Origin of the sequence: Mariprofundus sp. NF, from assembly GCF_013387455.1 — a bacterium.
Lineage (GTDB): Bacteria > Pseudomonadota > Zetaproteobacteria > Mariprofundales > Mariprofundaceae > Mariprofundus.
In genome coordinates this window covers 53,361-73,756 of sequence record NZ_VWNC01000007.1, presented here as the reverse complement: position 1 = coordinate 73,756, position 20,396 = coordinate 53,361, and the positions used below count along the sequence as shown (strand labels likewise).

Genomic DNA, 20,396 nt, shown 5'->3' with positions numbered 1-20,396 from the left:
CATCTTTACACTGAAACGATAATTCTCTAATTAATTAGCCTGCTTGCTATTGGCAAAAGCCGCGCCGAAATTCACCGGCTCCAGCAGTAGCGGCATAAAACCACCATCGACAGTCATGGTGCTGATCATCTGGCGTGCATATGGGAAGATAACTGTCGGGCAATCAACGCCGAGAATCATCTCCATATGCTCTTCAGGGATGTTCTTCAGATAGAAGAGTCCGGCATATTCTACTTCAATGTCGAACAGCACCTTTTCGCTTTCACTGTCACGCGCCACGGCTGAGACCTTCAGGGAGACCTCCCAGTGCTCATCATCGATCTGCCTGTTCTCCAGCCCAAGATTCATCTCAATCTTCGGTTGCGAGGCGGGAGCTGCAAACATCTCAGGTGCATTCGGGTTCTCAAAGGAGAGATCCTTCACATATATCTTCTGTACGCTGAAAATCGGTGCGTTCTCTTCGCTTGCTGCTCTGTCTTGCTCTGACATAAAATCTCCTTGTAATCTTATCTAAATGCGTGTGATTAATAGCCCAGGTTGGGTGCCAGCCACTTTTCGGCCTCATCGATGCTCATTCCTTTACGCTTGGCATAATCAGCAACCTGATCCTTGTTGATCTTACCGACAGTGAAGTAGTGCGCTTCAGGGTTGGCAAAGTAGAGGCCCGAAACAGCCGATGCAGGTTTCATGGCAAATGATTCGGTGAGGCCCATACCGATATTGTTTTCAACATCGAGAAGGCTCCAGAGGGTGGCTTTCTCGGTGTGTTCAGGGCAGGCGGGATAACCGGCAGCAGGGCGGATGCCCTGATATTTCTCTTTGGCCAGCTCTTCAGTGCTTAGGGACTCGTCACTTGCATATGCCCAATGTTTGCAGCGTACATCCTTGTGCAGCATCTCAGCCAGCGCTTCAGCCAGACGATCAGCCAGTACCTTGATCATAATGGCGGCATAATCATCGTTTTGAGCTGCATGGATTTTGGCCTGCTCATCTGCACCGAAGATGCCAACAGCAAAGCCGCCGATGTGGTCATGTTCTCGGGCAATGAAATCAGAGAGGCAGAGGTTGGCACGTGAATCCTTTTTATCCAGCTGCTGGCGCACAAAATGGAAGCGGGCGGACTCATTAGAACGAGACTCATCACTATAGACAATCACACTGTCATCGTCAGTGGATGCGGCAGGGAAGAGGCCGAACACCGCTTTGGCACTAAACCAGTTCTCAGCAATGATGCGATCCAGCCACACCTGTGCTTCATTAAACAGTTTTTGCGCCTCTTTGCCTTTGTGCGGATCATTAAGGATGCGCGGGTAGGCACCATTAAGCTCCCATGCCGAGAAGAAAGGGCTCCAGTCGATATAAGCACGAATTTCAGCGATATCGATATTATCCAGCACCTGCACACCGGGAGTGGCCGGGGCAGCTGCAATGCTCTCTTGCTTCAGCACGACAGGATTAGCACGGGCATCAGCAAGTGAGAGCCAGTCGGTCTGGCTCTGACGACCCAGATATCGATCACGTACACCCTCATACTCTGTGCGCAGCTTACTTACAAAGTCGGCGCGGTAGGCATCTGAAATAAGATTCTGGGCTACGCCAACGGCGCGTGAGGCGTCTTTCACCCAGACAGCCGGCTCATCGTACTCCGGCATGATCTTCACGGCTGTATGGGCCTTGGAGGTGGTTGCACCACCAAGCATGATCGGTTTGTTGAAACCTAACCGTTTCATCTCTTTGGCCAGATGCACCATCTCATCAAGGGAGGGGGTAATCAGACCAGAGAGGCCGATGATGTCGACATCATGTTTTTTGGCCTCTTCGAGAATTCTGGCGGCAGGTACCATCACCCCGATATCGATCACTTCGAAGTTGTTGCACTGCAGCACCACACCGACAATATTTTTACCGATATCGTGCACATCACCCTTCACGGTAGCCATCAGAATTTTACCGTTGGAGGAGGATACACCCTCAGCTTTCTCCGCTTCAATGTGCGGCATCAGCCAGGCCACGGCTTTTTTCATGACTCGGGCCGATTTCACCACCTGCGGCAGGAACATTTTGCCATCACCGAAGAGGTCTCCAACCACATTCATGCCATCCATCAATGGCCCCTCAATCACCTCAATCGGGCGATCAAAGGCAAGGCGTGCCTCTTCGGTATCTTCATCAACGTATGCATCAATGCCTTTAACCAGCGCATGCTCAAGGCGCTTGGCCACCGGCAGCTTGCGCCACTCCTCATCAGCCTTTTTGGCAATGGTACCATCACCGCGATAGTTATCGGCAATCGAGAGCAGGTGATCGGTGGCATCGGGGTTACGGTTGAGTACCACATCCTCTACGGCATCTCTGAGCTCTTTCGGAAGTTCTTCATACACCTCGAGCATGCCTGCATTCACAATGCCCATATCCATGCCCTGTTTGATGGCGTGGTAGAGGAATACAGAGTGGATCGCTTCTCGTACCGGATTGTTGCCACGGAAGGAGAAGGAGACGTTGGAGACACCGCCGGAGATCATCGCGTGTGGCAGATTCTGCTTGATCCAGCCGGTCGCTTCGATGAAATCAACGGCGTAGTTGTTGTGCTCTTCAATGCCGGTGGCGATAGCGAAGATGTTGGGGTCAAAGATAATATCTTCTGGCGGGAAGCCGCACTCATCAACGAGAATACGGTAGGAGTTCTCACAGATCTCGATTTTGCGTTTAAAAGTGTCGGCCTGACCCTCTTCATCAAAGGCCATCACCACCACTGCAGCACCATACTTGGCCAGCAGTTTGGCATGATGTACAAACGCCTCTTTACCCTCTTTCATGGAGATCGAGTTGACCACGCCCTTGCCCTGAATGCATTTCAGGCCTGCTTCGATAATCTCCCATTTGGATGAATCGATCATCACCGGTACACGCGAGATATCCGGTTCAGAGGCGATCAGGTTAAGGAAGGTGACCATCGCGGCTTTACCATCAAGCATCGCCTCATCCATATTGATATCGATGATCTGGGCACCGTTCTCCACCTGATCCCTGCAGACATCCAGTGCCTTCTCAAACTGACCTTCAAGAATCAACCGTTTGAACATGGCCGAACCGGTGACATTGGCACGCTCACCAACATTCACAAACAGGGAGTTCCTGTCGATATGCAGCGGCTCAAGACCGGAGAGACGGCAGAAGGTTTCGCGCTGGGGGGCAGGGCGGGGGGCAATGCCAGCCACAGCTTTGGCCATGGCGCGGATATGGTCAGGGCCGGTACCACAGCAGCCACCAATCACATTGAGGAATCCGGACTCGGCCCACTCCCTGATCTCGGCAGCCATCTCTTCAGCTGTCTCATCATAACCACCCATCGCATTGGGCAGCCCGGCATTGGGATGGGCATTAATGCCACAGGATACGGTGTTGGAGAGCTCTTCAACATACTGGCGCAACTCACCGGCACCCAGGGCACAGTTCAGACCGATCGAGATCGGATTGGCGTGAGCCAGCGAGTTGTAGAAGGCGGTGGCTGTCTGGCCGGAGAGGGTGCGGCCCGAGGCGTCGGTAATGGTGCCGGAGATCATGATCGGCAGCTCTACACCGGCATCTTCGAAATATTTCTTTACGGCAAACACGGCCGCTTTGGCATTGAGTGTGTCAAACACCGTCTCAATCAGCAGGATATCAGCACCACCATCGATCAGGCCACGTGTGGCATCGGTGTAGGTCTCTACCAGCTCATCAAAGGTGACATTGCGGTAACCCGGATCATTGACATCAGGCGAGATCGAGCAGGTTCGAGATGTGGGGCCGAGGACTCCTGCAACAAAACGTGGTTTCTCTGGCGTTGCAATGGCGTTACAAGCCTCTTTTGCAGCCTTGGCTCCGGCAACATTCAGTTCGTAAACCAGAGCTTCCATGCCGTAGTCGGCCATTGATGCGGCATTGGCGTTAAAGGTGTTGGTCTCCAGAATATCAGAACCGGCTTCCAGGTATTTCGTATGAATTTCCCTGATGATATGCGGTTGCGTTAGCGACAGCAGGTCGTTATTGCCTTTCAGCTCGCTAGGCCAGTCGGCAAAGCGTTCACCGCGATAATCGGCCTCGTCCAATCCATATGACTGGATCATGGTGCCCATGGCACCGTCCAGGATAAGGATCTGTTTTTTCATCTGCTGTTGTAGGAGAAGGGTTCTATTCATGGTGGCGCACACTAGCAGCTACTTATCAGGGTAGAAACGGTGAAATTTATTGCCTTGCTCTCTTCGCTTTTCAGGAGGAAATGCATGCACTTTCAGGGTGCGTTTGCTTTATGCTTGCTCGGGTTGCTGAAAAACAGGGCTGTATCTGACGTATTAATTTTGATAGTCGGATGACATGTTAACCTGTGGATGGCGATTGGCGGATAATTCGTTACAGTTCGCTTGAAAGTTTTTTTTTATAAGGTGAGTCCAATGCATTCGCAGAGTGAGAAGAGAAGTAGCAATGTGGTCTGGCATCAGGCTGCGGTGACTAGAGAGAAGCGTGAAATAGCCAACGGCCATAAAAGTGCTGTGTTGTGGTTTACCGGGCTCTCCGGTTCAGGAAAATCTACGCTGGCTCACGCTGTGGAAGAGCGCCTCTATGAGATGGGTGTAAAAACCTTTGTTATTGATGGGGATAATGTGCGCCATGGCCTCTGTGGTGATCTGAGCTTTTCAGATGCAGACAGGGTAGAGAATATCCGCCGCGTTGGTGAAGTGGCCAAGCTGTTTGTGGAGTCGGGGATGGTCGTGCTGACGGCGTTCATCTCACCATTTAGAGCAGACCGTGCCAAAGTGCGTTCGCTGCTTGTTGATGGCGATTTTATCGAGGTCTACTGCAAAACCCCGATTGAGGTGTGTGAATCACGCGATGTGAAGGGGTTATACGCCAAAGCGCGGGCAGGGGAGATCCCTGCATTCACCGGTATCTCATCACCCTATGAGGAGCCTGAATCACCCGAGGTGGTTGCTGAGACCGGCAGCCTCTCTTTAGATGCTTGCGTGGATCATGTGATCGCATGTTTATATGAAGCGGACATTATCAAGGGAGGCGTTTCTTGAAAGGGATTATTCTGGCCGGAGGTTCCGGCACCCGGTTGCATCCGCTAACCCTGTCAGTGAGTAAGCAACTGATGCCAGTTTATGACAAATGGGTACGGATTGCCCATTTGGACGAGCGAATTAGCTCGCCCCGGAGGGGAGGAGCACAGGATGTGCGACATCACAATTTGGTAGGAGAACTAAATTGGTCGTGCTTTAGCTCGCCCATTAGGGTGAGGGGCATGGATGCCCCGAATCACAAACCAATAATTGGTTTCAGGCAGGAGTTCTGATGAAAGGGATTATTCTAGCCGGAGGTTCTGGTACCCGTTTGCACCCGCTAACGCTTTCAGTGAGTAAGCAACTGATGCCGGTTTATGATAAACCAATGATCTATTACCCTCTCTCCACCCTGATGTTGGCTGGAGTGCGCGAAATTCTCATTATCTCTACACCTGCTGATCTGCCGAATTTTGAGAGGCTTTTAGGTGATGGTGCGCAATGGGGGTTGACGTTTTCCTATGCTGAGCAGCCTGCACCCGAAGGACTGGCGCAGGCGCTGACTATTGGCCGGGAGTTCATTGGTGATGATTCGGTCGCTCTCATTCTTGGCGATAATATTTTTTATGGTCAGGGGATGGTGCAGCAGTTGCGTATCGCTGCAGATCAGGCTCGCGGGGCAACGGTTTTCGCCTATCGCGTTCAAGAGCCGAAACATTATGGTGTTGTTGAATTCGATATGCAGGGCAAAGCAGTTTCAATTGAGGAGAAACCTGAAACCCCTAAAAGTAACTGGGCCATTACAGGACTCTATTTTTATGACAACAGTGTTGTGGATGTCGCTGCAAAGTTGCAGCCATCTGCCCGTGGCGAACTGGAAATAACGGATGTTAATAGAGCTTATCTGAAAAGGGGAGAGTTGGAAGTGGTTCAGATTGGTCGAGGTGTTGCCTGGCTCGATACCGGCACCCATGAGTCGTTAATGGATGCCGCGCGTTATGTTGAGGTGGTCGAGCGCAGGCAGGGGTTGAAGATCGGAAGCCCCGAAGAGATTGCCTGGCGTTTGGGTTATATTGATAATAATCAGTTGAAATTACTTGCAGCTGCACTTGGTAAAAGTGGCTATGGCGACTATCTGCATTCTCTGATGGAGAAATATGGATGATGTTTACACCCCGTAATATGCTAATCACCGGCGGTGCCGGTTTTATCGGCTGCAACTTTGTGCGATATATGCTGGCCAGTGATCCGGATGTGAAGATTGTAAATCTGGATCTGCTGACCTACGCGGGTTCTCTTGAAAACCTCACCAGTTTACCTGGTGAGTCACGCCATCACTTTGTGCAGGGTGATATCTGTGACCGGGAGCTGGTTGATCGACTGCTACGTGAATTTGAGATTGATACAGTCGTCCATTTCGCGGCTGAATCTCATGTGGATAATTCGATTGCAGGCCCGGAAGTTTTTGTGAAGACAAATGTTCTTGGCACCTTCACGCTGCTGGAGGCAGTGCGTCACTACTGGTTGCAGGAGAGGCAATGGGACTCGGCGGCGTGTCGATTCCATCATATCTCGACTGATGAGGTATATGGGACTCTTGAGCCATCAGATCCGGCATTTAGTGAGGCAACGGCCTATGCCCCCAATTCGCCATATTCAGCCTCCAAGGCCGGGTCAGACCATCTGGTGCGCGCCTATTTTCACACCTATGGGCTGCCTGTGACAACCAGTAACTGTTCTAATAATTATGGCCCTTATCAGCACAGTGAAAAGCTGATTCCAACCATTATTCGCAATTGCCTGAACGGCACCCCGATTCCTGTCTATGGTGATGGCTCCAATATCCGCGACTGGCTTTATGTTGAGGATCACTGCGTTGGCATCAATGCGATCATCAGCAGAGGTGTTCCCGGCGAAGTATACAATATTGGAGGTATCAATGAGTGGAGTAATATCAATATTGTGCGCATGATTTGTAGCCTTATGGACGAGGCGGCTCCGGAGAATGGGCTACATAACGATCTGATCTCATTTGTAAAAGATCGCCCCGGCCACGATTGGCGTTATGCTATTGATGCGACAAAGATGATGCAGACTCTGAATTGGACGCCTGCAGAGACGTTTGAGACAGGCATTAGAAAAGCCCTGAACTGGTATCTGGACAGGTAGGTTTGCGGAATATCCTACTAGTTAACTACATTTTTCAGGCCTTCATGATACGTCTGCTGAGATCATAAAAACATAAGCTATAATTGTGGTTTTTTATTTTATATATCATGATGTTATGCGCCTGTAATCATGTTGTTTCTAATTTTATTGGCATTTTCTATCATTGAGGTAGCGTGCAATCCTGTAGGATAATGTTTCAGGAAAGCATCCTTAAGAGAGGGTTTATCAAGCTGATGAAAATTGCCATTGCCGGAACAGGATATGTCGGACTCTCCAACGCCATGTTGCTGGCTCAGCACAACGATGTGGTTGCGCTCGATATATCAGCTGAGAAAGTTGATATGCTCAATAACGGACTCTCACCCATCGCGGATGATGAGATTGAAGATTTCCTGAGTAATAGAGCACTTCATTTCCGAGCGACTCTTGATAAACAGGTTGCCTACGCTGACGCCGATTATGTCATTATTGCAACACCTACAGATTATGACCCTGAGACTAACTGTTTCAATACCAGCTCCGTGGAATCGGTGATTCAGGATGTGCTGTCTATCAATCCGGATGCTGTGATGATTATTAAATCGACCATTCCTGTCGGTTTTACAGCCAAGGCAAGTGCCAGCTTCAATTGTAATAATCTAATTTTTTCACCCGAATTTCTTCGTGAAGGCAGGGCTCTTTATGACAATTTGTATCCTTCACGCATTGTTGTGGGCGAGCGCTCTGATCGCGCCGAGAGATTTGCTTCTCTTCTTAAACAGGGGGCAGAAAAACAGGATGTTGAGATACTCCTTACTGACTCCAGTGAGGCTGAAGCGATTAAGCTGTTTGCCAACACCTACCTGGCCATGCGTGTGGCCTATTTTAATGAGCTCGATAGTTATGCGGCCACACATGGCATGGATTCACGACAGATTATTCAGGGCGTTTGTCTAGATCCACGCATCGGTGATTTTTATAATAATCCCTCGTTCGGTTATGGCGGTTACTGCCTGCCCAAGGATACCAAACAACTGCTGGCCAACTATCAGGATGTGCCGCAAAATCTGATCAACGCCATTGTTGATGCCAACACCACACGCAAGGATTTTATTGGCGACTCCATTCTCAAACTTAAACCGAAGGTGGTAGGTGTTTATCGGCTAATCATGAAGAGCGGCTCGGATAATTTCCGTGCCTCCAGCATTCAGGGCATTATGAAGCGTATCAAGGCCAAGGGTGTTGAAGTTATAATTTATGAACCTGCCCTGTCAGATGAATATTTCTTCAATTCCGAAGTTATTGAGAGTTTGGAGCTTTTCAAACAGAGGTCGGATGTTATTGTGGCCAACAGAATCTCCGAGAACCTCAGAGATGTTGAGAGCAAGGTCTATACGCGTGATCTGTTTGGCAGCGATTAGATGGAGATTGTGCTATTTCGTGGAGAGAGGGAAGAATGAGTCATTTGAGTAAAGTTCTAATGTTTCTGCTTATCGGTGCGATCGCTGTTCCTGCCACTGTCAGTGCAGCCGCACTGGATGAACAGTTGAAGATGGCCAATTCGCTTTCAACGAAGGATCAGAAAACCTTGGCTAGAGAGGCAGGCTTTAACGGTGATAACACACGGGATACTGGTCGTGATCAGCAGGGGTCACAGCAGTCAAAACCTTCAGTTGAGCCATTTGATGTTGAACTACTGTCTGAACCAAGTTCGATTGAACGATCAATGCATGATCGATTAAATAGATTTGCCTCATTTGTCGAAAACATCAGGCAATCGCGTGATACTGATGCCAGAGAGTCGCGTGATACTGATGCCAGAGAGTCGCGTGATACTGATACCAGAGAGTCGCGTGATGCTGATACCAGAGAGTCGCGTGATGCTGATACCAGAGAGTCGCGTGATGCTGATACCAGAGAGTCGCGTGATGCTGATACCAGAGAGTCGCGTGATGCTGATACCAGAGAGTCGCGTGATGCTGATAATGAGTACATTAATATTGATGATCGCTTGCAATCAGCTTGGAAGGGAGAGCTAGAATCCCAGCCTCAGCGCAAGGTTAATTTAACTGAGAGGAAGCGTTTACAAACTGTTTGGAACGATGAGCTTAATGAAGCAATGACAAAGGTTAAGGTGAGTAATGAGCTGCTCCAGTATGGATACAACCTGTTCGCAGGAACGCCAACCACCTTTGAGCCAGCTTCAGAGATCCCCATTCCCCCAGAATACATTCTAGGACCGGGTGACGAGATTTCCGTACAACTGTATGGCAGCAGAGATGATAGCCTTGAACTGGTGGTTGACCGTGAAGGGGTGATTGAACTTCCTCCTATTGGACCACTAAGTGTAGCAGGTCAGAGCTTTATGCAGGTTAAGGCGCTGATCGCTGAAAAGATTCATCAGCATATAATTGGTGCAACGGGGTCTGTTTCTATGGGGCGACTGCGCTCTATGCGTGTGTTTGTTCTCGGTGATGTAAATAACCCCGGCTCTTATCTTGTCAGTGGTCTTTCCACGATCTCTAATGCATTGTTTGTCTCAGGTGGTATAAGTAAAAAGGGTAGTTTGCGCCATGTGGTTCTGAAACGAAGTGGTAAAAATGTGGCAGAACTTGATCTCTATGACTTTCTACTTAAAGGTGACAGCCAGCATGATGTGAGACTACAGCCCGGAGATGTCGTATTTGTCCCTCCGATTGGCCAGGTTATCGGCGTGGCTGGTGAAGTTGTAAGACCGGGTATTTATGAGTTGAAGAAGGGACGCTCCTATCGTACCAGCGATGTTTTAAAACTGGCCGGAGGAACGCTGGCTACAGCCGATGTTCGCCATGTTCAGATTGATCGGATTACGAAAGCAGGGAATAGCTCGCTGCTTGATCTGGATCTTACAGTGAAGAAAGCTGACCTTACTAAAGATGGTGATCTGATGCTTGTCTATCCTGTGCCAGGAATTAAACAGGATTTGGTACACCTAGGCGGGCATGTGAAGCGTCCTGGAGCTTTCGGATTGAAAGATGATATGCATCTTTCTGATCTTATCGCCTCAGAAGCCGATCTTCTTCCATCTGCATTCCGTGATTACCTGATTATTCAACGAGCCAATCCACTCAGTGGAGAGATAACCATTCTTCAGCCGCCTCTTGGTGAGATGTTGCACAGTGGTTTTCAGTCAGAAAACCCTCTCCTGCTTGCTGGCGATAAGATTTTTGTTCTTTCGAATAAGGCCATGCGGCAGATGGCAAGTGTAACTATCCAGGGCGCGATTCAATATGAGGGTGAGTATCCTCTTGGTAAAAACATGCGGATTGCCGATCTTCTGATGGCCGCTGGTGGTCCGAAAGAAGAGGCTTACCTAAAACAGGCCGAGCTTACCAGATATGAGGTTAATCAAGACGATGTAAGAAAAACAAAACATGTTGTGGTTAATCTGGCAGAGGCGCTGTCAGGAGATGCCAAAGCAAATGTTGTTTTGCTTCCTGATGATGTGCTGATGGTGCGCTCCATCAGCAACTGGCGACCTTCAGAGCAGGTGGAGCTGAAAGGAGAGGTGAAATTCCCTGGCGTCTATACGATTGAAAATGGGGAAACCATTGAGCAACTACTGCAGCGAGCGGGTGGATTAACGGATAGTGCTTATGTGCAGGCTGCTATTTTCACCAGAGAATCAATTAAAGAAGAGCAGAGTAAGCAGATGAAGGAGGCAGCAACTCGTCTGCAGCGCGAGATAGCCCAGATGGAAACAGCCTATAGTTCTATAAATGATCCCAAAATTCTTGCCGAAAAGCAGCGTGGGCTTTCGAGTGCTGAAAACGTACTTGAGGCTCTTCTAGACCTTAAACCGCAAGGCCGTTTGTTAATCGATATGGATAACAAAGGAAAACTAAGAGCAGGATCTACTCTCAAGCTTATTGATGGAGATACTTTACTTATTCCGAAACGTCCGGATCAGGTAATGGTTATGGGAGAGGTGTATAATCAGACGGCCATGCTTTATCGACAGAATATGGATAAAGATGATTTGATTGATCTTGCCGGAGGTATGACTGCAATGGCTGATAATTCCAGAGCGTATATTATCAGGGCCAATGGATACGTGGAGTCTGGTAGTGGGTGGCGAAGTAATAGTGAAATTTATCCCGGAGATACTGTAGTTGTACCACAAAAGTTAGAGACGTTTAATGCACTTGATAGTGCACTCGACTGGTCAAAAGTGTTGATGCAGACGGCAATATTTACGGCATCCATGGTCGCACTGGGTGTTCTCTGATGCCTGATGTAAAAATAGAACGTCCACAAAGTGACCAGCAACCTGATCAATCGACTGTTCCACCCTTAGACCCCCGATTACTTGCCGCTATGTATGGTGTGCAGGATAATGAGGGGATTGATCTGCTGGAGTATTGGAAGATGCTCTGGAGGAAAAAGTGGCTGATTATCGGCATGGTTGTTTTGGCTACAGTGCTGGCCGTTGTTTATGCGCGCAGCCTGCCAAACATTTATCGTGCAGAAGTCGTGATCACTCCCGTCGGAGAACAAGCGAATAATAGAGCATCGCTGGGAGGATTAGGAGGATTGGCTTCAATGGCCGGAATATCACTGGGAGGTGGTGGCAGTCAGGATGTGAAAGTTAATCTGGCCGTACTGACTTCACGGGGATTCCTATGGGCATTTGTTAAAGAGAACAAGCTTAAGCAGATACTATTTAAGAATCGCTGGGATGCAGAAAACCAGACATGGCGTGGTGAGAAAGGGGAACCTTCTCAATGGGCTGTATATCGAAAAATAAATAGCATGCTGTCTGTCTCCAATGATATAAAATCAGACCTTATCAGAGTTGCTGTAGAGAGTAAGGATGCGGCCCTTACAGCAATAATAGCCAATGCTGTGATAGCAAAATTGAATGCGCACTTGCGGCAACAAGCGTTAGATCGGAGCAGGGAGAAGCTGGGCTATCTAAATGCTGAACTGGGCAAAGTCAGGGTGGCTGAGATGCGGCAGGCACTGTTTGAATTGATTTCTCAGGAACAGAAAAGGGCCATGCTGGCAAGCACGCAAAAGGAATTTGCATTCAGGGTGTTGGATGCAGCGGTTGCTCCAGATTATCCATTCAAACCTAAACGCATCCGAATTGTAATGTTGGCCATGATCGCATCCGCATTCCTCACCATGATTGCTGTGTTTCTCTGGGAAGGGTGGCAAAGAGAGCGAAAAAAAGGTGCATACTCAGCGTCTGATAAATGAACATTGTGATTTTATAAGAGGGTACTAATGATTAAAAAAACTGTTGCTGTCGTCGGCTTGGGCTATGTCGGCCTGCCACTGGCTCTGGCCTTTGGTCGTTGCCTGCCGACGATAGGCTTTGATATTTCGAAGCAGAAGGTAAAAGCATATCAGGAGGGTTATGACCCGACTGGAGAGATGTCTAATGAGCTATTTGGGCGAGCCGCGATGCTTAACTATAGCACTGATGCGGCTGATATTACCCAAGCCGATTATGTCGTTGTCGCTGTGCCAACACCTGTAGATGAGGGCCATAAACCTGATCTTACACCCGTCATCCGGGCAACAGAGACGGTTGGGCGCAACCTGAAAAAGGGTGCGATTGTTATTTTCGAGTCGACTGTATATCCGGGTGTCACTGAAGAAGTGTGTGTGCCGATTCTGGAAAAAGAGTCGGGTCTGAAGTGTGGTGATAATGGCTTCAAAGTCGGTTATTCACCAGAGCGTGTGAATCCGGGTGATAAGGTGCATACGCTTGAGTCGATCGTGAAGGTTGTTTCTGGGCAGGATGATGAGACGCTTGAACAGGTTGCAAAGCTCTATGAGATGGTTGTTGAAGCTGGTGTTCACAGAGCAGCCACAATTAAGGTTGCAGAAGCTGCCAAGGTGATCGAGAATACCCAGCGCGATCTCAATATTGCCTTGATCAACGAGCTCGCCATTATCTTTGATAAGATGGGGATTGATACGATTGATGTGCTTGAGGCGGCAGGCAGTAAGTGGAACTTTCTTCCCTTCAGACCGGGTCTTGTGGGTGGCCACTGTATCGGAGTTGATCCATATTATTTGACCCATAAGGCCGAAGTGCTGGGTTATCATCCGCAGGTTATTCTGGCAGGTCGTCATATCAATGATGGTATGTCTGCTTATATCGCTCAGCAGACTGTGAAGCAGATGATTCAGTCAGGTGCCTGCATCAAAGATTCCAAGGTTATTGTGTTAGGCCTTACCTTTAAAGAAGACTGCCCGGATCTGCGTAACTCCAAGGTAGCTGATGTGGTGTCTGAGCTTGAAGAGTATGGGTGTGTCGTCAGCACACATGATCCGCTTGCTGCAACTGATGAGGCTGAACATGAATATGGCATCAGCCTAACAGCGTGGCGTGATCTGCCTGATGCAGCTGATGCTGTGGTTCTCGCTGTGGGTCACAAACAATATATGAATATGCCCCTGAGCGAACTGCTGACCAGCCTTAGACAGGGTGGGGTGGTTATCGATGTGAAGTCTGCACTGGATCGTGATGCAGTAACTGATGCCGGCTACAGCCTATGGAGATTGTAAGTTTGAAAAGAAGCAGTCAGCTGGCAGTCATCAGTTTGCAGCTAGTGAGGCGAACTTGTGCTGCAGACTGTAAACTGCCCCCTGCAGACTTGTCTTATGCCCTTTGAGAATCTGGATGTTTGGAAACGGTCAGCAAGATTGAGTGCAGGCATATACAAAGAGCTGTCTGTATTGAGAGATTTTGGTTTTAAGGATCAGATCACCCGTTCTGGTCTTTCTATACCCTTCAACAATAATGCAGGAAGCAGCATTGCACGCGTATAGCGCCCTGAAAGGGGAGGTCACACGATGTGGCGTATGAATATCGCCGAGGGGATGGAGCGATCATCCGACAAGGAAAAAGGACGTTTTCTGGATATTGCCAAAGCATCATGTGCGGAGCTGAGAACACAAACATATATTGGCATTGAGATCGGATATATTGACAACGAAGTAGGCAAGCAGTGGATCAAGGAAACAATAGAGATCAGTGCTATGCTTGTCGGGCTGATTCGGAGCGTTAAAGATAATGGGAAGTAGGCAGTTGACAGCTTGCAGTTGAAAGAAGCCATTCTGCTTACTGCCAACTGACTTCTGCCAACTTTTTACGAAGGAGTATTCGTGAGTAAAATTTTAGTGACCGGCGCTGCCGGATTTATCGGTTCACATCTGAGTATTCGCCTGCTGGAGCGTGGCGATGAAGTGGTGGGGCTGGATAACCTCAATGATTATTATGAGGTCAGTCTGAAAGAGGCGCGTTTGGCACGCTTTTCTGATCACGAGAATTTCCGTCTTATGAAGATGGATCTCTCTGATCGTGAAGGTATGGAAGCACTGTTTGCCGAAGAGAAGTTCGATAAGGTAGTGAATCTGGCTGCACAGGCTGGTGTGCGTTATTCGATAGATAACCCACACGCCTATATCGACAGCAACATTGTTGGTTTCACCAATGTTCTCGAGGGCTGCCGCCACAATCAGGTAAAACATCTGGTTTATGCTTCATCGTCTTCGGTATACGGTGCCAATGAAACCATGCCATTCTCGGTGCATGACAACGTCGATCATCCGTTGTCACTCTATGCGGCCAGTAAGAAGGCCAACGAGTTGATGGCTCATACCTATTCAAATCTGTTTGACCTGCCTACTACCGGCCTGCGTTTCTTTACCGTCTACGGCCCCTGGGGACGTCCTGATATGGCTCTCTTCCTGTTTACCAAGGCAATACTGGAAGGTAAGTCCATTGATGTATTTAACCACGGCAAAATGCGCCGTGATTTTACCTATGTCGATGATATCGTAGAAGGTGTGATCCGAGTATTGGATAATACTGCCGAGAGTAATCCAGATTGGACAGGAAAGAACCCCGATCCGGGATCGAGCAAGGTTCCCTGGAAGGTGTATAACATTGGCAATTCCAGTCCCGTTGAGTTAATGGATTATATCGGAGCGATTGAAACGGCACTGGGCATCGAAGCGAAAAAGAACTTCCTGCCTCTGCAGGATGGCGATGTTCCGGCTACCTATGCTGATGTGGATGATCTAGTACGCGATGTTGATTATCGACCAGATACTCCTGTGGTAGAGGGTGTGGCGAGATTTGTAGCCTGGTATCGAGATTATTATGGCATGTGATGGCTATATGTATGCCATTAGCAACGCACGCTAAGTCATAATAGTCTGATGAGAAGATGTATTAAACGGCTGTATGTTCGCTGGATTAGTTGGTGTGGTCTATCTGTAAATCGCAGTATATTCGGTGCTGCACTGTCAATAGCAATGATAACGCTTGTGGTAAGGGCACTTTCTGTCGGGAAAGATATGGCAGTCGCAAGTGCATTTGGTATCGGCGACTCATTAGATATATTTTTAATGGCCTGTGTCCTACCAGCTTTCGCGATCTCTGTATTTGCGGGTTCATTCTATTCTTCATTTATTCCTGTGTTGATTAGCGTTAGGGAAGAGCATGGACATGCAGCGGCGAAGAAACTGTTTTCGAGTGTCACATTGATTGCTCTAGCAGTGCTTGGTGCTGTTACGGTAATTTTTTCTGTAACTAATGAGTGGCTAATAAAAATGCTCGCAGCTGGTTTTTCCCCATCTAAATTAGAGAATACAATTAACGTATTTGACCAGATGTTGCCTTTGATTCTGATCGGTGGAATGGCACTTTTTGGCGGAGCAGTACTAAATGCACAAAAGAAATTTTCTCTGGTAGCAGTTGCGCCCATTCTGACTCCTGTTGTTATCATTCTACTGCTTTATGTTTTTGCGAATGGTAGTGGGAATCCCGAGCTATTGGTCATGGGGACGCTTAGTGGCGCTTTTTTTGAGCTTTGTATTATCGTGTGGGGGCTAAATAGAGCTGGATATGTTTGTTTACCAATATGGCATGGGCTAGACAATAACAGCAGGAAAGTGATTACCCAATATCTGCCAATGATTGGTGGGGCATTTTTGATGAGTGGCACTGTGATGGTAGATCAGGTGATGGCAGCCTGGCTAGAATCGGGGAGTGTTTCGGCTTTAAGCTTTGCCATCAAGGTGCCAGCTTTAGTAACTGGGCTGGCAGCAGCTGGTTTGGGAGCCGCGGTGTTACCATATTTGTCGCAACAAATTGCTGAAGCGGACTACCGGGGGTTGAGGGACACGCTGACTAAATATTCAAAATTAATTGTTGTCATCTCACTCCCATTGACATCGATCGGTTTGTGTTTTTCTGAACCATTGGTTGAACTCTTGTTTGAGAGAGGATCTTTTTCTCGGGAGGATACGATGCTGGTAAGTGAGGTGATGCGGTATTCACTATTACAGGTTCCATTTTATATCTTGGGAATATTGTTTGCCAGGTATGTTTCCGTAATGAGTGGAAATAGATTCTTACTATATGTGGCGATACTAAATTTATTGTTAAATGTGATTTTAAATATCATTTTAATGAGAATAATAGGGGTGGCAGGAATTGCATTGTCCACCGCTGCTGTTTACATTGTTTCAACAACTTCATTATACTGGATTGTGAAATATCAAATGAAGAAACTGGAAGATGACGGAAGAAAGTCTCTGGAAATTTGATGTAAACTGAGTCGTGGAATGTGACCAAGAAGAATAGATGTTCGGCGGCTGTGAAACAGACAGAAATGCTGTTCTAAATTTGATCGGATTAATAAAAAATAACATTTCAGCTTATCGTAATAGTCATTAAGAATAGTGTGTCTAAGTTTATGCTGAGGTTTACAAGAGTTACTGATGAATATATTTAATGCAGCAAAAATCTTAATCAAGGCCCTTCGTGGTGATGATGAGTCACGATATTATCTTGCAGAACGTTCTGCCAACTTTCTTTACCCAAAACTGCATGTTGGTGACCGTACTGAAATTTGGAGGGAGGATGCAGAGTTTCTTAAGTGGTATGAGAGATATTGCGGCTCAAATAATTATCGATCACTTGATAGGAAGTATACTATACGAGAGCTATTAAAACTTGTCGAAGGGGTAGCAGGTGATACGGTGGAGTGTGGTGCATACCAAGGTGCTACCTCATATTTAATTTGCCAGCATGCTGAAAGTTTCAGTAAAATGCATTGCTTGTTTGACTCATTTGAAGGGTTAAGCTCACCGGGTGAGAATGATGGTTCATATTGGCAGGCGGCTGATCTTATTTCTCCGGAAGCTGCATGTCGGGAAACTTTACAATCATTCTCAAATGTTATGTATTACAAGGGCTGGATACCTGATAAATTTGGTGAAGTAAAGAGTGGTTCATTCTCATTTTTACATATTGATGTCGATCTATATCAGCCTACATTAGATGCATTAGAGTTTTTCTATCCCCGTATGGCGAGTGGTGGGGTGATTGTATGTGATGATTATGGTTTTGGGACCTGCCCAGGGACTAAGCTTGCTATGGATGAGTATTTTGGTGGCAAGGAGAAAATATTGTCATTAACAACAGGTCAAGGGGTTGTGATTAAGCTATGAATAAAATCAATCAGGAAAAAATCTGGGAGCATTTCCAGACTGATGAGTTGAATGTTTTTTCTGGAGCGCATCCACGGCTTTCATTTCTAGCTAAGCAAGTAGCTAAAGGCGCGCGCGTGTTGAATATTGGTGTGGGGGATGGCTTTCTTGAATCTCAAGTCTTAAATCATGGTGCTGAGGCTTATTCTCTTGATCCCTCAGAGAATACGATCAAGAAATTAGCGGCTCATTTGGGTGATGCAGATGGAGAGCATTTTAAGGCTGGTTATGTCGAGTCTATCCCTTTCCCCGATAGTTTTTTCGATGTGGTTATTATGTCCGAAGTATTAGAACACTTAAGTGACAAGTCGTTGTCTGAAGCGCTTCAGGAGGTGCATCGAGTTTTAAAACCTGGAGGGAAGTTTATCGGGACTGTTCCGGCAGATGAAGATTTATCTGAGAACTCTATTCTTTGCCCCTGCTGCGAGGCAAGATTTCATCGATGGGGGCATGAGCAAAGTTTTTCAAAGCAGCGTTTTGTCGAAGTGCTGGAGAATAATTTTGTGAACGTGGTTGTTCGACGGGCATATTTTGTTAATTGGAAGCAGTGTAGCTGGAAAGGAAAGATTGTCGCCTTTGCAAAGCTATCTGTGTGTGTACTGGGGAACGGCGGCGCAGGTGAGAATTGGCAGTTTTCTGTAAGGAAAGGGGAGCATTAATGGGGCACAGAAAAGAGGTTGAAAGCGGCGATCGTTTTGAATTTGGTGCCAACTGGGCACTGTTTCTGAAGGAGTTGAATGAAGATCGTATTTTAATGGCCGTAGATTCTTTGAAGCGCATGTTGGATGTGGAGACCCTGGAAGGGAAAACATTTCTCGATATTGGCTCAGGGAGTGGATTGTTTAGCTTGGCAGCACGTCAATTGGGGGCAAAGGTTCACTCTATAGACTTCGATCCTCAATCTGTTGCCTGTACTCGGAAACTACGAGAACGTTTCTTTGCTAATGACAGTCAATGGGTGGTCGAGGAAGGCTCTGTACTAGATGAAAATCACCTGCGAGGACTTGGTCAGTATGATGTTGTCTACTCTTGGGGGGTTCTTCACCATACTGGAAAGATGTGGCAAGCACTGGAAAATGCAGGTTCAATGGTATCTGGTGGGGGGACTTTATTTGTCTCTATTTACAATGATCAGGGAGGTATTAGTCGCCGTTGGTTGTTGGCGAAACGTGCATATAACTCATTACCTAAAGGTTTTCGCTGGTTGGTGTGGTTACCATCACTTCTCAAAGTGTGGGGGCCACAAGTGATCCGAGATGTTATAAATCAAGGGAACCCATTCCACTCCTGGATACACTATGCGGAATCTGGAGCTCGAGGAATGTCAGCATTTCGAGATTTGATTGATTGGGTTGGGGGCTTGCCATTTGAGGTGGCCAAACCAGAAGAAATTTTTGCTTTTTACCATGAACGGGGATTTATGCTGGAACGCATGATTACTTGTGGTGGAGGACTAGGGTGCAATGAGTTTGTTTTCACAAATAAGTCAGACAAATTTTAATATAGTTTTCGTTATTGATAGCTTGGAACTTGGAGGGGCGGAACATCAACTGGTGATGCTTGCTGAAGGGTTGAATAAACGAGGGTATCACTGTGAAGTCTTCGCTTTGCGTGCTGAAGGGAAGTTTCGTGAGGTGTTGGAGTCACTCGGGATCCCTGTGCGAAATGGCAGACTTTCACAAGGGAAAGATAGACATGCATTACTTCGTGGTGTCTGGACCTTGTGGCGATCTATCAATGAAAATCGTCCCTGTATTGTTCATACATATCTACCTTTATCTAATTTTATAGGCTCTGTTGTAGCTAGATTGGCCGGGGCTTCCGTGGTAATTACCAGTCGTCGAGATTTAGGGAAACATCAGGAACGAGAATCACGTTGGAAATACTTTGATCGTATTAGTAATGCGCTAAGTAACATAGTTACTGTAAACTCCCAGATGGTGGGTGACGATACAATAAAACGCGATGGTGTTGATAAAAAGAAAATCGTTTGTATTCATAACGGACTGAATTCATCACAGTTTGATTTTACGGATGAAACACGTCAGTTGATGCGCTCAAAATTTGGTTTGTCTTCATCGGAGTTTGCTTGGGTTAAGGTTGCAAACTTGGCTGAACGCAAAGGACATATCGACTTACTTAAGGCATTTTCAACAATATCCCATAATCATGCTGCTCGTCTTTTTCTGGTTGGAGAAGACAGGGGTGCACAGCACGAAATCGAAATGATGGTGAATAATTTGGGGCTTGAAGAACAGGTCGTTATTCTTGGTGGCTGTAGTAATATTCCTGATATTTTGTCAGCAATGGATGGTTATGTGATGGCATCTCATAGCGAAGGGTTTTCAAATGCTATTCTTGAGGCAATGGCAGCCGGTTTGCCTATAGTTGCGACAACGGTGGGGGGAAACGCTGAGGCGTTGCAGAATGGCAAGGCAGGTTTATTGGTTCCCCCCTATGATCCGGTTGCGCTTAGTAAAGCTATGCAGGAGGCAATGAACAATCAGGAGTTACGAGAGACTGTATCAGCCGTTGCAAAGCAATCTTCTCGCGAGAAATTTAGCGTGGATGCAATGGTCACAGCTTACCTTGAACTTTACCATCGTGAGTTAGGCCGCTGATGTTCGGGGTATTGTTTGCTGGTGGTTT

Annotated in this window: 16 protein-coding genes and 1 pseudogene; 15 read left to right on the top strand and 2 right to left on the bottom strand. The window is 47.3% G+C overall.

What is annotated here, in order from left to right; translation table 11 throughout:
* Positions 1-30: 30 nt before the first annotated feature.
* Positions 31-489, bottom strand: coding sequence for a protein-export chaperone SecB (secB, locus tag F3F96_RS10325; protein WP_176963188.1), 459 nt, complete (start codon positions 487-489; stop codon positions 31-33).
* A 35-nt stretch (positions 490-524) separates the two neighbouring features.
* A complete protein-coding gene (metH, locus tag F3F96_RS10320) occupies positions 525-4,181 on the bottom strand; it encodes a methionine synthase (RefSeq protein ID WP_176963187.1) in 3,657 nt (1,218 codons plus the stop codon).
* Between the two features lie 252 nt (positions 4,182-4,433).
* Between metH and cysC the strand changes: the two genes are divergently transcribed.
* The 15 genes and pseudogenes from cysC to F3F96_RS10245 all read left to right on the top strand — a co-directional run bounded on the left by cysC (position 4,434) and on the right by F3F96_RS10245 (position 20,368).
* On the top strand, positions 4,434-5,063 hold the full coding sequence (gene cysC / locus F3F96_RS10315; RefSeq protein ID WP_176963186.1) for an adenylyl-sulfate kinase: 630 nt from the start codon (positions 4,434-4,436) through the stop codon (positions 5,061-5,063).
* Positions 5,060-5,335 (top strand): sugar phosphate nucleotidyltransferase, encoded by a 276-nt coding sequence (locus F3F96_RS12740; RefSeq protein WP_370465538.1) that lies wholly within the window; start codon positions 5,060-5,062, stop codon positions 5,333-5,335. The genes cysC and F3F96_RS12740 overlap by 4 nt, the downstream gene beginning before the upstream one ends.
* The gene (rfbA, locus tag F3F96_RS10305; protein WP_176963185.1) at positions 5,335-6,207 is read left to right on the top strand and encodes a glucose-1-phosphate thymidylyltransferase RfbA; all 873 of its coding nucleotides are present in this window, start codon (positions 5,335-5,337) and stop codon (positions 6,205-6,207) included. Before F3F96_RS12740 ends, rfbA begins: the two co-directional genes overlap by 1 nt.
* The gene (rfbB, locus tag F3F96_RS10300; RefSeq protein WP_176963184.1) at positions 6,204-7,211 is read left to right on the top strand and encodes a dTDP-glucose 4,6-dehydratase; all 1,008 of its coding nucleotides are present in this window, start codon (positions 6,204-6,206) and stop codon (positions 7,209-7,211) included. Before rfbA ends, rfbB begins: the two co-directional genes overlap by 4 nt.
* A gap of 233 nt (positions 7,212-7,444) precedes the next feature.
* Positions 7,445-8,611 (top strand): nucleotide sugar dehydrogenase, encoded by a 1,167-nt coding sequence (locus F3F96_RS10295; RefSeq protein ID WP_176963183.1) that lies wholly within the window; start codon positions 7,445-7,447, stop codon positions 8,609-8,611.
* Between the two features lie 44 nt (positions 8,612-8,655).
* The gene (locus F3F96_RS10290; RefSeq protein WP_176963182.1) at positions 8,656-11,457 is read left to right on the top strand and encodes an SLBB domain-containing protein; all 2,802 of its coding nucleotides are present in this window, start codon (positions 8,656-8,658) and stop codon (positions 11,455-11,457) included.
* Positions 11,457-12,431 carry a Wzz/FepE/Etk N-terminal domain-containing protein gene (locus F3F96_RS10285; RefSeq protein ID WP_176963181.1) on the top strand — a complete coding sequence of 325 codons (975 nt, stop codon included), beginning with the start codon at positions 11,457-11,459 and terminating at the stop codon, positions 12,429-12,431. The genes F3F96_RS10290 and F3F96_RS10285 overlap by 1 nt, the downstream gene beginning before the upstream one ends.
* 27 nt (positions 12,432-12,458) lie before the next feature.
* Positions 12,459-13,751 (top strand): nucleotide sugar dehydrogenase, encoded by a 1,293-nt coding sequence (locus F3F96_RS10280; RefSeq protein WP_176963180.1) that lies wholly within the window; start codon positions 12,459-12,461, stop codon positions 13,749-13,751.
* A 96-nt stretch (positions 13,752-13,847) separates the two neighbouring features.
* Positions 13,848-14,270: pseudogene (locus tag F3F96_RS12735) on the top strand (four helix bundle protein).
* Positions 14,271-14,351: 81 nt separating this feature from the next.
* A complete protein-coding gene (locus F3F96_RS10270) occupies positions 14,352-15,362 on the top strand; it encodes an SDR family NAD(P)-dependent oxidoreductase (protein WP_176963179.1) in 1,011 nt (336 codons plus the stop codon).
* Between the two features lie 48 nt (positions 15,363-15,410).
* A complete protein-coding gene (gene murJ, locus F3F96_RS10265) occupies positions 15,411-16,802 on the top strand; it encodes a murein biosynthesis integral membrane protein MurJ (RefSeq protein ID WP_176963178.1) in 1,392 nt (463 codons plus the stop codon).
* 174 nt (positions 16,803-16,976) lie between these two features.
* Positions 16,977-17,708 carry a TylF/MycF/NovP-related O-methyltransferase gene (locus F3F96_RS10260; RefSeq protein WP_176963177.1) on the top strand — a complete coding sequence of 244 codons (732 nt, stop codon included), beginning with the start codon at positions 16,977-16,979 and terminating at the stop codon, positions 17,706-17,708.
* Positions 17,705-18,406, top strand: a complete 702-nt coding sequence (locus F3F96_RS10255) for a bifunctional 2-polyprenyl-6-hydroxyphenol methylase/3-demethylubiquinol 3-O-methyltransferase UbiG (RefSeq protein WP_176963176.1) — start codon at positions 17,705-17,707, stop codon at positions 18,404-18,406. Before F3F96_RS10260 ends, F3F96_RS10255 begins: the two co-directional genes overlap by 4 nt.
* Positions 18,406-19,248 (top strand): bifunctional 2-polyprenyl-6-hydroxyphenol methylase/3-demethylubiquinol 3-O-methyltransferase UbiG, encoded by an 843-nt coding sequence (locus tag F3F96_RS10250; RefSeq protein ID WP_176963175.1) that lies wholly within the window; start codon positions 18,406-18,408, stop codon positions 19,246-19,248. The genes F3F96_RS10255 and F3F96_RS10250 overlap by 1 nt, the downstream gene beginning before the upstream one ends.
* On the top strand, positions 19,211-20,368 hold the full coding sequence (locus F3F96_RS10245) for a glycosyltransferase (protein ID WP_176963174.1): 1,158 nt from the start codon (positions 19,211-19,213) through the stop codon (positions 20,366-20,368). Before F3F96_RS10250 ends, F3F96_RS10245 begins: the two co-directional genes overlap by 38 nt.
* Positions 20,369-20,396 lie beyond the last annotated feature (28 nt).